The organism is Pedobacter psychroterrae, assembly GCF_004331695.1.
Taxonomy (GTDB): Bacteria; Bacteroidota; Bacteroidia; order Sphingobacteriales; family Sphingobacteriaceae; genus Pedobacter; species Pedobacter psychroterrae.
Window position 1 is genome coordinate 235,430 of sequence record NZ_SJSL01000001.1, and the last position, 13,516, is coordinate 248,945.

A 13,516-nucleotide genomic window follows, 5' to 3' on the forward strand; every position below is an offset into this window, starting at 1 on the left:
TATGATTTTTTTAACAAATGAACATTAGAGAAGAGTTAGAAAAACGTATCCTGATCATCGACGGTGCAATGGGCACCATGATCCAGCGGTACGTGTTATCTGAAGAAGATTTTAGAGGGGAGAGATTTAAAGACCACCCCTGTGATGTGAAGGGCAACAACGATTTGCTCAACTTAACCAGGCCGGACATCATTAAGGCCATTCATACCGAATACTTAAAGGCCGGTACGGACATTATTGAAACCAATACCTTCAGCACGCAGCGTATTTCACTGGCAGATTACCAGATGGAAGCGCTTGACTATGAAATGAGCTATGAAGGGGCTAAGATCGCCAAGGAGGCCGTCAATGAATTTATGGCCGAAAATCCGGACCGCAAATGCTTTGTGGCAGGTGCAGTTGGGCCGACCAACAGAACATTGTCCATTTCTCCGGATGTAAATGATCCCGGATTTAGGGCATTGACTTTTGATGAACTGGTTGACGCGTACTATCAGCAGGTAAGGGGTTTGGTAGATGGCGGTTCTGATCTGTTGCTGATAGAAACCATTTTTGACACCCTAAATGCCAAAGCGGCGATATTCTCTATAAAAAAATACGAAGAAGTTATCGGTCGCAAGATCGAGATCATGATCTCCGGTACCATTACCGATGCTTCGGGGAGGACCTTAAGCGGACAAACCGCTGAAGCTTTCTTAAACTCAGTGATCCATGCCAATCCGCTGAGCATCGGATTTAACTGTGCCCTTGGGGCTAAAGACATGAGGCCTCACATCGAGGAGCTTTCGGCCAAAGCGGGCTGCTATGTATCGGCCTATCCGAATGCGGGTTTGCCAAATGAATTTGGTGCTTATGATGAGATGCCGCATGAAACAGCTCACCTGGTAGAAGATTTTATCCAGCATGGATTTGTAAACATAGTAGGCGGCTGCTGCGGTACTACACCTGAACACATCGGCTGTATAGCCGAGAAGGCAAAGAATGTAGCACCACGAAAAATACCCGTACTGGAACCGCACATGAGACTGAGCGGACTGGAGCCGGTAACGATCACTCCGGAAAGTATTTTTGTGAACATAGGTGAGCGTACCAATATCACCGGATCTCCTAAGTTTTCGAAACTGATATTGGGTGGTGATTTTGAAGCCGCGCTAACCGTTGCACGTCAGCAGGTAGAAGGCGGGGCGCAGGTGATTGACGTGAACATGGACGAGGGCATGATCGATTCGGAAGCTTCAATGACGAAGTTCCTGAACCTGATTGCTTCTGAACCGGATATATCCAAACTGCCGATCATGGTGGATTCATCCAAGTGGACGGTGATAGAGGCCGGACTGAAATGCCTGCAGGGAAAGGGTATCGTAAACTCCATCTCATTGAAAGAGGGTGAAGATAAGTTCAGGGAAAGTGCACGCAAAATCATGACCTATGGTGCTGCCATAGTGGTGATGGCCTTTGATGAACAGGGACAGGCTGACAATTTTGAAAGAAGAAAAGAGATCTGTAAAAGATCGTATGACATATTGGTGGATGAGATCGGTTTTCCGCCTCAGGACATCATATTTGACCCGAATATCCTGACAGTAGCGACAGGACTGGAAGAACACAACAACTATGCGGTGGATTTTATCAACGCTACCCGCTGGATCAAAGAAAACCTACCCTATGCCAAAGTAAGTGGTGGCGTATCCAATATTTCCTTCTCTTTCAGAGGAAATAATACGGTTCGTGAAGCGATGCACTCGGCCTTTCTATACCATGCCATACAGGCAGGTCTGGATATGGGAATTGTAAATGCGGGAATGCTGGAGGTATACCAGGAGATTCCGCCTGAACTATTGGTACTTGTAGAAGATGTATTGCTCAACCGCAGGGATGATGCTACGGAAAGATTGGTTGAATTTGCGGATACCATCAAGTCTAAAGGCAAAGAGATTGTTCGCAATGAGGAATGGAGAAAAGAGCCGGTAGAATCCAGATTATCTCATGCCCTGGTAAAAGGGATCATCGAATACCTGGATGCCGATGTGGAAGAAGCCAGGCAGAAATATGCAAGGCCGATACAGGTGATAGAAGGTCCGCTAATGGACGGGATGAATATTGTAGGTGATCTGTTTGGCGCGGGCAAGATGTTCCTGCCGCAGGTGGTAAAATCTGCCCGGGTAATGAAAAAGGCGGTAGCTTATTTACTGCCTTTCATTGAACAGGAAAAACTGGACAATCCGGATCAGGACCAGAGCTCGTCGGCCGGAAGGGTGCTTATGGCTACGGTAAAAGGTGATGTACACGATATCGGAAAGAACATTGTAGGTGTGGTACTGGCATGTAATAACTTTGAGATCGTAGATATGGGTGTGATGGTTCCCGCTCAGGAGATCATTAAAAAAGCCAAAGAGATCAATGCCGATATCATTGGGTTGAGCGGACTGATCACGCCTTCACTGGATGAAATGGTTCATTTTGCGAAGGAAATGGAGCGTGAGGGCTTTACCATTCCACTGATCATAGGCGGCGCGACCACTTCAAGGATTCATGCTGCGGTAAAGGTAGCACCTAACTATTCCGGTCCGGCCATCCATGTACTGGATGCATCGAGAAGTGTAACGGTATGCAGCACCCTGATGAACAAGGAATTGAAAAGCGATTATGTAGCAGGAATAAGGGCTGAATATGATAAAGCGAGAGAAGCGCATTTAAATAAGCGGTCTGACAAACGTTACAAAACGCTTGATGAGGCACGTGAAAACGGCTTTAAAATAGATGCTTCGCTGGTAGCCCCTGCCCCATCGTTTACGGGCACTAAGGTTTTTGAAAGTTTCCCCCTTGAGGAACTGGTACCGTATATTGACTGGACACCATTTTTTCAGACATGGGAGCTTAGAGGAAGTTACCCTAGGATACTGGAAGATAAAGTGGTGGGTGATGAGGCCCGCAAGTTATTTGAAGATGCGCAGGCATTGCTTAAAAGGATTGTGGATGAGAAATTGCTGACAGCAAAAGCTGTGATCGGTTTCTGGCCTGCACAGGCTGTGGGCGACGACATTGTGCTGGATGTGCAAGATGGAACCGGTAAGGAGACTAAAGAGGTGGTGATCCATACATTGCGCCAGCAGGCAGAGAAAACGGCGGATCAGCCTTACTATGCATTGTCTGATTTTATAGCGCAAAAAGAAACAGGCATCCCTGACTATTTTGGGGGCTTTGCGCTGACCGCGGGAATTGGCTGCGATGAACTGGTAGCAGAATTTGAAGCGGTGTATGACGACTATAACAGCATCATGACCAAGGCATTAGCAGACAGACTAGCCGAGGCTTTTGCAGAAAAAATGCATGAGCTGGTGCGCAAGGAATACTGGGGGTATGCTAATGATGAATCTTTGAGCAACGAAGCGCTGATCAAGGAAGAGTACGCTGGTATCAGGCCTGCACCAGGTTATCCTGCCTGTCCTGAACATACCGAAAAAGGCACTTTGTTTGCATTGCTGGATGCGGAAGCAAAAATCGGACTGAAACTAACGGAAAACTATGCGATGCATCCAACCGCAGCGGTAAGCGGGTTTTATTTCGCGCACCCACAGTCGCGCTATTTTGGGTTGGGTAAAATCACCAAAGACCAGATTGACGACTATGCCGTACGTAAAAACATGCCGGTGGAAGAAGTGGAAAGATGGCTGAGCCCGAATTTAGCGTATTAAACACATTCCCGTCGAATAACATAAATTAAACAACCCAGACAATGAAGATTGTAGACCATATAAAAAACGCACAAGGCAAAACCTTGTTTTCTTTTGAGCTCCTGCCACCCATCAAAGGGCAGAGCATACAGGGAATTTTTAATGCCATAGACCCCCTGATGGAGTTTAATCCTCCGTTTATAGATGTAACTTACCTCCGGGAAGACTACATATATAAGCAGCACGCCAATGGACTGCTGGAAAAAGTGGCGTACCGCAAACGCCCAAGTACAGTGGCGACCTGCGCGGCGATCATGAACAAATACAGGGTGGACGCGGTGCCCCACCTGATCTGCGGGGGCTTTACCAAAGATGAAACAGAAAATGCACTGATCGACCTGCAGTTTTTGGGAATCGACAACGTACTGGTTTTGAGAGGTGATGCACGCAAAAGCGATAGTTCTTTCATCCCCACCCCAAATGGACACGCCTATGCTTCAGAGCTTTTGCAGCATGTGGCCGACATGAACAAAGGCAAATACCTGCACGACGACATGGAGAGCCCTGAAAAAACCGATTTCTGTATCGGTGTGGCGGGTTATCCGGAGAAACATTTTGAATCCCCAAACCTGGATACCGACTTTAAATATCTGAAACATAAGGTAGACTGTGGCGCGGATTTCATTGTAACACAGATGTTTTTTGACAATAAGAAATACAAAGAATTTGTGGACAAATGCCGTCAAAACGGGATTAATGTACCCATCATTCCGGGATTGAAGCCGATCACTTCTTCCAAGCAGCTGATCAGTTTGCCAAAAATATTCCACCTGGACATCCCATTGGAACTGAGCGAGGCAGTACAGGCCTGCAAATCAGAAAAAGAGGTAAAAGAAGTAGGGATTGAATGGATGATCAACCAGTGTAAAGAACTTAAGGAGATGGGCGCTCCTGTATTGCACTTCTACACGATGGGCAATCCAGAACCGACTAAACGCATCGCACAAGCGATATTTTAGTATTTATACATCACCTGATACTGAGCGCTAAGCATTAGAAATACAAAGAAGTTGCGTAGCAAAATAAACTGTGTAGCATTCTTGAAGACAGGAATCAAAATTCAGCATGACGACAGTGCTTCGTTTTTGGAATAGTCTTTGTATATTTAGCTAATATGAAGAGATTTTTAGTATTAGCTATAGCCTTGGTAATTTCCAGTACATCCTGCACTACAATGAAGCCGGGTACGATGGGAAATGGTGGGCTGTCTCAATTGAGCGGCACCTGGGAGCTTAATTATATATCCGGGCCTAGAATAGCGTTTAATGGTTTGTATCCTGCAAAGAAACCTAATATTAAATTTGAGATCGCGGAAAAAAGGTTTGGTGGCAATACCAGCTGCAATTCCTTTTCGGGGACTTTGGCAGCAGATGACACGACCATTAATTTTACTGAGCCCTTTATGATGACAAAAATGGCTTGTCCCGGTGAGGGAGAAGCGATTTTTGTCGAAATGCTCAAAAAAGTGAGTAACTATACTATTACCAATGATACTACGCTGAACTTTACAATGGGTGACATCGCAGTAATGCGGTTTACCAAAAAGTAAGACTATAGTTAATAACCATTCAAATATTCTTTAAACGACTCAAAGCTTGTATCCATGGCAGTCGCTTTCTTCTCTTTGCTAAACAAGCTGTTGACCTGTGCAGGGATCTCTATTTTAGCTTTGATTTCCTCAGGGAAAATGTCAGGAAACTTACAAGCATGGGCAGTAGATAAAAAGACTTTTGCTTCTTTGCTTTCTACCTTTGCATCTGTGCTGTATGTCTGCAAGGCCAGCCAGGCAATAGCGGTGTGCGGACAAGCCACATAGCTGAACTTTTCATAGATGTCTTTTATCGCCTGCAGGGTATCTTCATCAGTAAAACTATAGCTTTTTACAATGTCTTTTATAGCTTCCTGGTCATTACCGAAGAGATCCATGATGCGCACCCAATTGCTCGGTGCGCCTACATCCATTGCGTTCGCATATGTTTGTATGGAGGATTTGGTTTCATAGACACCCGTTTCTAAAAAGCGGGGAACGGTATCATTGATATTGGTAGCAGCGATGAACTGCTTTACCGGAAGCCCCATTTTATAAGCCAGCAAGCCCGCAGCGATATTGCCAAAATTGCCACTTGGAACAGAAAATACCACGTTTTCTTTTCCTTGTCTTTTTAATTGCGCAAACGCATTGAAATAGTAAAATGTCTGCGGGATCAGGCGGGAAATATTGATGGAATTAGCTGAAGTAAGTCTGAGCTTTTTGTTTAGTTCTTCATCAGCGAAAGCTTGCTTAACCAAGCTTTGGCAATCATCAAAAGTACCATCTACTTCAATGGCATGAATGTTCTGCCCATTGGTACATAACTGCAATTCCTGTATCTCGCTCACCTTTCCTTTAGGGTATAGAATAGTAACACGGGTATTTGGGACACCCAAAAAGCCAAGCGCTACTGCGCCTCCGGTATCTCCTGAAGTGGCAACCAATACATCCAGCATCTTTTCGTTGTCTTTAAGGAAATAGGCCATGATGCGGCTCATAAACCTGGCACCAAAATCTTTAAAGGCAAGTGATGGGCCGTGAAAGAGTTCGAGCACATAGGTGTCCCCGCCTTCCTGCAAAGGCACTAAAGGTGCCTCAAAGTTGATGGCATCATCGATGATGTGCTGGAGGTCTTCCAATGGGATGGCATCTCTGAGCAATAGAGAGGCTACTTTATAAGCAATCTGGGAAAGTGTAAACTTGTCAAGATTGTTTATAAATTCCTGGTCAAGATCGGGTATGTGAACAGGCATGTACAAGCCTTTATCCAGCGGCATGCTGTTGAAGACCGCAGTTGCGAAGTCTACTTTTAAATCGTGGTTCTGGGTGCTGTATAGTTTCATTGTAATTGTCTTATTATCTTAAGTTCAAGCGCTCGTCATCCTGAATTTTTCAGTAGTACTCATTGATATTTGTCTTCAAGAATGCTCCGCATTTATTTCAGGACCCCGGCAATGTTATAGCCTGACGAGTGGGCTATTAATCCAATATTATCGGTCCTTTTTTATTTACCTCTGACACAAAAGCAAGGCTGTTTATGGCAATGCCTTTAAGGTGCTGCTGCAGTTTTTGTGTGATCTTTGTGGCGGTATCAGCATCCCTGGTAAGGGAGAATACCGATGGCCCTGAGCCTGAAATACCAAAGCCTATGGCACCATTTTCCATCGCTATGGACTTCATCACTGAAAAATCCGGGATCAGAATAGACCTGGTAGGTTCGACCAGGATATCCGTCATACTCCGTCCTATCAAGTCATAATCTTTCATAAAGAGACCACTTACCAGTCCGGCCACATTGCCCCATTGGGTCACTGCATCTTTCAAAAACACTTTGGATCTGATCATCTGGCGGGCATCTTTAGTCGGTACATCTACTTCTGGATATACAATAGCGGCATGCAGGTCTTCCGGAAAAGGAAGACTAATGATGTCAAGCGGCTCATAACTTCTGATGAGCACAAAACCGCCCATCAGTGCCGGCGCCACATTGTCGGCATGGCCATATCCGCAAGCAAGCTCCTCCCCCTTCATAGCAAAGGGAACGAGCGCTCTATTGGTCAGCAGGTTATCAAAAAGGGTATTAATGGCAAATAAACCGGCAACGGTACTAGCGGAACTAGAGCCAAGACCACTACCAATAGGCATCTTTTTATGAAGCTCGATATCAATACCCGTATCAGGCTTACCTATGTGATTTAAATAATGCTGCACACTGGCACTCACTGTATTTTTGGCTGGGTTTAAGGGTAATTTACCATCATCACCGGTAATCTTTGAAATGGTGATCCCTTTGGTATCTGTGAACCGCATGATGACTTCATCACCGGGCTGGTTGACGGCAAAACCGAGGACATCGTAACCGCAAACCACATTGGCAACGGTAGCTGGAGCGAAAACTTTAACTGATCTGTTCATTGGGGACTTATCGTTTACCTACGTTTATAATATCTGCAAATACGCCTGCGGCGGTTACTTCAGCTCCTGCACCCGGGCCTTTTACTACCAATGGCCGGTCTTTATAGCGGTTGGTGGTAAAGGAAATGATGTTGTCACTTCCAGACAGGGTAAAGAAAGGGTGGTTTTCATCTACCATCTGAAGATTGATAGACACCTTGCCATCTTCCAGTTTGCCGATATACCTGAGTACTTTATTGTTGTTGGTAGCTTCACTTTTAAGATTTTCAAAGTAAGCCGTATTGTTTTCCAGTTCCTGGTAGAAGTCTGCCACACTTTCCGCAGCCATGCAGGATGCAGGTAGCATATTTTGAAGGTCAATGTCTTTTTCTTCCAATGCATATCCGGCATCACGGGCAAGGATGAGCATTTTGCGCATAAAATCCTTACCGTTGAGGTCATCACGCGGATCAGGCTCTGTATACCCCTTGTCCTGTGCTTCTTTTACCACTTCGTGAAAAAGCACCCCATTTTTATAATTGTTAAAAATGTAAGAAATAGTCCCTGATAATATGGCTTCTATTCTGCCCACCTGATCACCACTTAACATTAAGTCCCTTAGGGTACGGATGATCGGTAGTCCGGCACCAACATTGGTTTCATAAAAGAAGTCCACACCATAAGTCCGGGCTGCCTGCTTAAATGCAGCGTACTGCTCATAGTCGGCCGAGTTGCCCAGCTTATTACAAGTCACCACAGAAATACTTGACTGCAGGATATCGAGGTAATACTCAATGGGATTGTGACTGGCGGTATTGTCTACAAACACACAGTTGGGCAGGTTCATAGACTTCATGCGCTTAATGAAATCCGGCAGACTGGCCTTCGTTTCCTGAGCATCCAGTTCTTCTTCCCAGGTAGCAAGGTCTATTCCATCGGGATTTAAAAGCATTGTACGGGTATTGCTGATACCCATTACCTTTACCTGAAGATCATTGTTTGCGGCCAGAAAAGGCATCTGCTCCTGTAGTTGTCTGAACAGTGTTTTGCCGATATTGCCTGTACCCAGGCAAAAGATATGGAGGGTCTTTTTAAGATCAGCGTAAAAGGCATCATGCACTGCATTGACCGCCTTTGAAAGGTCAGTTTTGGAGATGATGACTGAAATATTGTACTCTGACGAGCCTTGGGCAATGGCCCTGACGTTTACCCCATTTCTGCCGAGCGCACTGAAAAGCTTGCCCGACATACCCGGCGTGCGCTTCATATTCTCCCCTACAATGGCAAGTACGGAAAGCCCGTTCTCGACTTCAGGGTATTCCAGCTTCCTTGCCTGCAACTCCAGTTCAAACTCTTTGTTGATCAGCGAAAGCGCTTTAAGAGAGTCAGCAGGTTTTACCGCAAAGGTGATGCTGTGTTCAGACGAAGACTGGGTAATCAGCACCACATTTACCTGCTCTCTGGAGAGCATAGAGAACAAACGGCCGCTAAAGCCGGCTTTGCCCACCATTCCGCTACCGGAAAGGTTAAGCACGCTGATCTCATCGATGGAAGAGATCCCTTTGATAGGTAAAGGTGAGGGACTTATGCCATGCTTTATATAGGTGCCGGCAAAGTCAGTATTGAAAGTATTTTTAATGACGATCGGGATGCGCTTTAAAAAAGCAGGGATCATGGTAGGCGGATAGATCACTTTCGCGCCAAAATAAGAAAGCTCCATCGCTTCAGTATAACTGAGTTCCGGCAGGGAGAATGCTTTTTTTACCATGCGGGGGTCGGCAGTAAGCATACCGTCTACATCGGTCCAGATCTCTATCTGATCGGCATTTAGCGCTGCACCCCAGATGGCTGCAGTATAGTCGCTGCCACCACGGCCAAGTGTAGTAACCCTGCCCTCATCATTGCTGGAAATAAATCCGGTAACAAATAGCAACTTATCCTGATGGTCTTTGTAGAAATCCCTGATCAGCATTTCTGTGATCTGGGTATTTACCTTTGCCTGTCCGAAGTTGCTGTCTGTTTTGATCAGTTCAGATCCGTCTACATACAGGGCTTCTGGAAATTGCTGTTTGGCAATGTGGCTCACCATGATGGTAGCGCAGCGTTCTCCATAGCTCAATATGAGGTCTTTGGTTTGCGGACTCAGTTCCCGAAGGTTATATACTGATTGCAAGATGTCTTCCAGTTCATTGAAACAGATCTTTAATTTGGTAAGCACCGGATTTTGTGCGCTTGCTGGAAGGAGCGTTCTGATGACTTTAAAGTGCTTCTCCTCTACCAGTTTTAACCTTTCGGTATAATCCTGCAGATCTTTGGCGCTTTCTGCCATTTCCAGTAAGGTATTGGTAACCCCGCCCATTGCTGACAACACTACTACAGGATTCTCCTGGCCCTGCAATGGTTTGAGGATTTCTATCAGGGCGCTGATGCTGTCAACAGAACCGACTGAGGTGCCTCCAAATTTTAAGATATTCATAGTTCTCTAATAATTCGTTTTTAAAAAAAAAGCGCCTTCCCCAATTAGAGGAAGGCGCTTTTTGTGGTCTTTATGTGCTTCATTTACTCCACTAGCTTACCTTCCTCCGGGCATTGCCGGTGGTTGTGGTGGTGGTAATGGTAATATTTGAGTTGTTATACATTGTATCTTTTACACTAATTGTGCGATGGCGTAAAGTAAGGGTATATTTTTTTAATTAGCAAATTTATTTTGCAGCAGTGACTGTCAACAAAAGAATACGTAGCATTATTGCAGGGTTTGGGATTATAGAACAGTATAAGACAGTTTGCTATTTGTTCGCTATTGACAGGGCCTTTACAGGGGGTATGTAAACATCACATTAAGGGTTGACGGCTAAGCGGTCGAAGCAACCCCCTGGATACCCTCTGCCACCCCCCTGTCAATAGCGAACGCATAGCGAACTGTGTCATATGCGTTTTAATCGACCGGCCCATATTGACCTGTTTGACCTCAAATACTTACTATACTTAATACTATTTCTTAACTTTACATCCTAATATGCGCGGACTAATAATAAAATCAACAGGAAGCTGGTACCAGGTTCATGCAGCCGACGGAGTAAATTATGACTGCAGGATCAAGGGTAAATTTAGGATACAGGGGATACAGACCACTAATCCCATCGCGGTTGGTGATGAGGTTGAGTTTGAGCTGGAGCCCAATTCTGACAAGGGCATCATAGATAAACTTTACGAACGTAAGAATTATATCATCAGGAAGTCGATCAATTTATCTAAGCAGGCCCAGATCATCGCAGCCAATATGGATCAGGCATTTTTGGTAGTAACCCTTGCTTCACCGCGTACCTCCCTTGGATTTATAGACAGGTTTTTGGCTACAGCGGAAGCTTATTGTATTCCTGCCGTGCTGATCTTCAATAAGCTCGACCTTTTTCATGAAGAGGGACTGGCTGTACTGGCTGATTATGCAGCTATCTATGAAAACATAGGCTATCCCTGCTATGCCGTTTCAGCATTGAAAGGAACAAGTCTCCCACTGGTAAAAGAGCTGCTAAAAGATAAAACTACTTTGTTTTCGGGGCATTCGGGTGTAGGCAAATCAAGCCTGATCAATGCATTGCTGCCTTGGATGGAAATTAAAACAGGTGATGTTTCTGAGGCCACTGATAAAGGGCAGCATACCACCACTTTTGCAGAGATGCATACCCTGCCTTTTGGAGGATACCTGATCGATACGCCTGGTATCAGGGAACTGGGGATATTTGATATCCGTCCGGAAGAACTGGGCCATTACTTTAGAGAAATCCGGGATTTGATGAATGAATGCAGGTTTAACAATTGCAGACATGTGAATGAACCTGGATGTGCGGTGATGAAGGCGGTAGAAAATGATGATATAGCATTGAGCAGGTATGAAAGCTATCTGAGTATTTACCACGGAAATGAGACGAGGGCTTAATTAGATGCGGGCAGTATTACAAAGAGTAAGTGAAGCGAATTGCACAGTAGATGGGGTAATAACAGGATCAATAGCAACTGGATTTTTGGTATTACTGGGTATAGAAGATGCGGATATTGCTGAAGACCTGGAATGGCTGGCACAGAAAATTGTGGGTATGCGCGTGTTTGGCGACGAAAACGGATTAATGAACAAAGCACTGGCTGATGTAGGAGGTAATATCTTATTAATTAGTCAGTTTACCCTATTTGCTTCTACAAAGAAAGGCAACAGACCGGGCTTTACCCGGGCAGCGAGATCGGATAAGGCCATTCCTCTTTATGAGGAAATGATAAAGCGGCTGTCATTGCTGCTTGGCAAAGAAATACAGACAGGCATATTTGGCGCCGATATGAAGATAAGCCTGGTAAATGACGGACCGGTAACGATCCTGATGGACACTAAAAACAAAGATTAAATAGCCGATCTGCATACTTAAAACCTATTACTTACAACTCAAACATGACAATAGAGGAAGCACAAAAAACGGTTGACCAATGGATTAATACTACAGGTATCAGGTACTTTAACGAATTGACCAATACGGCTATCCTGATGGAAGAAGTCGGTGAGGTAGCCAGAATCATGTCCAGAAAATATGGCGAACAGTCCTTTAAAAAAAGCGATGAAGCAGTTGACCTGGGTGATGAAATGGCTGATGTGCTTTTTGTATTGATTTGTCTAGCCAATCAGACGGGCATTGACCTGACCGCTGCATTAGAGAAAAACCTGGTTAAAAAGAACATACGCGATGCGGAACGCCATAAAAACAACGAGAAGTTAAAATAATAAAAAGGCAGCAATTTTGGTTGCTGCCTTTCAGGTATTGAAAAAATAATGTTTAATCGCTGACTAGTGCCGCTTTAATTTTAGCGGCTGCTGCTACTAAGTCTTCGTTGGTAGGTGTCAGCTTTTGTTTACTAAAATTCATATCGTTTACGGCATTCATAGGGATCAGGTGAATATGTACATGTGGTACTTCAAGCCCGATTACTGCTATGCCTACTTTTTTACAAGGGAAGGCTTCCTTCAAACCATTGGCTACTATTTTAGCGAATAAGGTGAGTCCGAAATAACTTTCGTCATCCATGTCAAAGATATAGTCGATCTCCTTTTTTGGAATTACCAGCACATGTCCCATCACCAGAGGGTTCACATCTAAAAACGCAAGGAATTCGCTGGTTTCAGCAACTACGTGCGCCGGAATATCGCCATTGACTATTTTTGAGAATATGCTTGACATGATTTTGGGGTTTATCTGCTGATTTCTAATATTTCAAATTCCATTTTTCCGGCAGGAACCAGGATCTCTGTGGTGTCGCCAACCGACTTGCCCAGCAAACCTTGTGCAATGGGCGATTTTACAGATATCTTTCCGGTTTTAAGGTCTGCTTCGGATTCTGCTACTAACTGATAAGACATGGTAGCACCGTTTTTAACATTCTTTATCTTTACAATAGATAACGCCAATACTTTTGATGTATCCAACTTAGATTCATCAATCAGCCTTGCGGTAGAGAGGGTATTCTGCAGTTTGGAGATTTTGGCCTCATGTAATCCCTGGGCTTCCTTTGCTGCATCGTATTCTGCGTTCTCAGAAAGGTCACCTTTGTCTCTCGCCTCTGCAATTGCTTTAGATATCAATTGCCTTCCGGTAGTTTTTAAATAATGTACTTCTTCCTTTAGTTTCTCTAAACCATCTTGGGTATAATATGTTACCTCTGTCATAGCTCAATTATTATGTTTAATTACTCTAAAAAACAAAACAAGACTACACGGGGATTTAACCTACATAGTCTTGCTTCAATTGTAACGAAGATAATAGGGTAATAGCATAAAACCAAATTATTCTGCCAAAATGAGATAATATCCACAAAATTA

At 44.5% G+C, this 13,516-nt stretch carries 11 protein-coding genes; 6 read left to right on the forward strand and 5 right to left on the reverse strand.

The annotated features are described in order from the left end of the window. Positions 1 to 17 precede the first annotated feature (17 nt). The 3 genes from metH (at position 18) to EZ437_RS01035 (ending at position 5,283) form a co-directional block, all read left to right on the forward strand. Positions 18 to 3,695 carry a methionine synthase gene (gene metH, locus EZ437_RS01025; protein ID WP_131592297.1) on the forward strand — a complete coding sequence of 1,226 codons (3,678 nt, stop codon included), beginning with the start codon at positions 18 to 20 and terminating at the stop codon, positions 3,693 to 3,695. 41 nt (positions 3,696 to 3,736) lie between these two features. Then, positions 3,737 to 4,693, forward strand: coding sequence for a methylenetetrahydrofolate reductase [NAD(P)H] (gene metF / locus EZ437_RS01030; protein ID WP_131592299.1), 957 nt, complete (start codon positions 3,737 to 3,739; stop codon positions 4,691 to 4,693). Positions 4,694 to 4,848: 155 nt separating this feature from the next. Beyond that, the gene (locus EZ437_RS01035; RefSeq protein WP_131592301.1) at positions 4,849 to 5,283 is read left to right on the forward strand and encodes an META domain-containing protein; all 435 of its coding nucleotides are present in this window, start codon (positions 4,849 to 4,851) and stop codon (positions 5,281 to 5,283) included. A gap of 8 nt (positions 5,284 to 5,291) precedes the next feature. Here the strand turns inward: EZ437_RS01035 and thrC are convergent, their stop codons facing one another. The 3 genes from thrC to thrA form a co-directional block, all read right to left on the reverse strand. Beyond that, a complete protein-coding gene (gene thrC, locus EZ437_RS01040) occupies positions 5,292 to 6,608 on the reverse strand; it encodes a threonine synthase (RefSeq protein WP_131592303.1) in 1,317 nt (438 codons plus the stop codon). A 136-nt stretch (positions 6,609 to 6,744) separates the two neighbouring features. Beyond that, positions 6,745 to 7,680: a homoserine kinase gene (locus EZ437_RS01045; protein ID WP_131592305.1), complete on the reverse strand. Its 936-nt coding sequence runs from the start codon at positions 7,678 to 7,680 to the stop codon at positions 6,745 to 6,747. A 7-nt stretch (positions 7,681 to 7,687) separates the two neighbouring features. Continuing rightward, positions 7,688 to 10,135 (reverse strand): bifunctional aspartate kinase/homoserine dehydrogenase I, encoded by a 2,448-nt coding sequence (gene thrA / locus EZ437_RS01050; RefSeq protein WP_131592307.1) that lies wholly within the window; start codon positions 10,133 to 10,135, stop codon positions 7,688 to 7,690. A gap of 540 nt (positions 10,136 to 10,675) precedes the next feature. Between thrA and rsgA the strand changes: the two genes are divergently transcribed. From rsgA to EZ437_RS01065, 3 genes are read left to right on the forward strand one after another with little or no spacing between them, the layout of a single operon-like run. Further along, positions 10,676 to 11,596 (forward strand): ribosome small subunit-dependent GTPase A, encoded by a 921-nt coding sequence (rsgA, locus tag EZ437_RS01055; protein WP_131592309.1) that lies wholly within the window; start codon positions 10,676 to 10,678, stop codon positions 11,594 to 11,596. A 4-nt stretch (positions 11,597 to 11,600) separates the two neighbouring features. Further along, on the forward strand, positions 11,601 to 12,053 hold the full coding sequence (gene dtd, locus EZ437_RS01060) for a D-aminoacyl-tRNA deacylase (protein WP_131592312.1): 453 nt from the start codon (positions 11,601 to 11,603) through the stop codon (positions 12,051 to 12,053). A 44-nt stretch (positions 12,054 to 12,097) separates the two neighbouring features. Further along, positions 12,098 to 12,424 carry a nucleotide pyrophosphohydrolase gene (locus tag EZ437_RS01065; RefSeq protein WP_068888219.1) on the forward strand — a complete coding sequence of 109 codons (327 nt, stop codon included), beginning with the start codon at positions 12,098 to 12,100 and terminating at the stop codon, positions 12,422 to 12,424. A 52-nt stretch (positions 12,425 to 12,476) separates the two neighbouring features. Here the strand turns inward: EZ437_RS01065 and EZ437_RS01070 are convergent, their stop codons facing one another. Further along, on the reverse strand, positions 12,477 to 12,878 hold the full coding sequence (locus EZ437_RS01070; RefSeq protein WP_131592314.1) for an HIT family protein: 402 nt from the start codon (positions 12,876 to 12,878) through the stop codon (positions 12,477 to 12,479). Positions 12,879 to 12,889: 11 nt separating this feature from the next. Next, complete coding sequence (gene greA / locus EZ437_RS01075) at positions 12,890 to 13,363, reverse strand: transcription elongation factor GreA (protein WP_131592316.1); 474 nt, start codon at positions 13,361 to 13,363, stop codon at positions 12,890 to 12,892. Positions 13,364 to 13,516: the final 153 nt, after the last annotated feature.

Excerpts from the sequence above, each read along its gene's own strand:
- metH (WP_131592297.1), top strand. The coding sequence starts at position 18 with ATGAACATTAGAGAAGAGTTAGAAAAACGTATCCTGATCATCGACGGT.
- metF (WP_131592299.1), top strand. The coding sequence starts at position 3,737 with ATGAAGATTGTAGACCATATAAAAAACGCACAAGGCAAAACCTTGTTT.
- EZ437_RS01035 (WP_131592301.1), top strand. The coding sequence starts at position 4,849 with ATGAAGAGATTTTTAGTATTAGCTATAGCCTTGGTAATTTCCAGTACA.
- thrC (WP_131592303.1), bottom strand. The coding sequence starts at position 6,608 with ATGAAACTATACAGCACCCAGAACCACGATTTAAAAGTAGACTTCGCA.
- EZ437_RS01045 (WP_131592305.1), bottom strand. The coding sequence starts at position 7,680 with ATGAACAGATCAGTTAAAGTTTTCGCTCCAGCTACCGTTGCCAATGTG.
- thrA (WP_131592307.1), bottom strand. The coding sequence starts at position 10,135 with ATGAATATCTTAAAATTTGGAGGCACCTCAGTCGGTTCTGTTGACAGC.
- rsgA (WP_131592309.1), top strand. The coding sequence starts at position 10,676 with ATGCGCGGACTAATAATAAAATCAACAGGAAGCTGGTACCAGGTTCAT.
- dtd (WP_131592312.1), top strand. The coding sequence starts at position 11,601 with ATGCGGGCAGTATTACAAAGAGTAAGTGAAGCGAATTGCACAGTAGAT.
- EZ437_RS01065 (WP_068888219.1), top strand. The coding sequence starts at position 12,098 with ATGACAATAGAGGAAGCACAAAAAACGGTTGACCAATGGATTAATACT.
- EZ437_RS01070 (WP_131592314.1), bottom strand. The coding sequence starts at position 12,878 with ATGTCAAGCATATTCTCAAAAATAGTCAATGGCGATATTCCGGCGCAC.
- greA (WP_131592316.1), bottom strand. The coding sequence starts at position 13,363 with ATGACAGAGGTAACATATTATACCCAAGATGGTTTAGAGAAACTAAAG.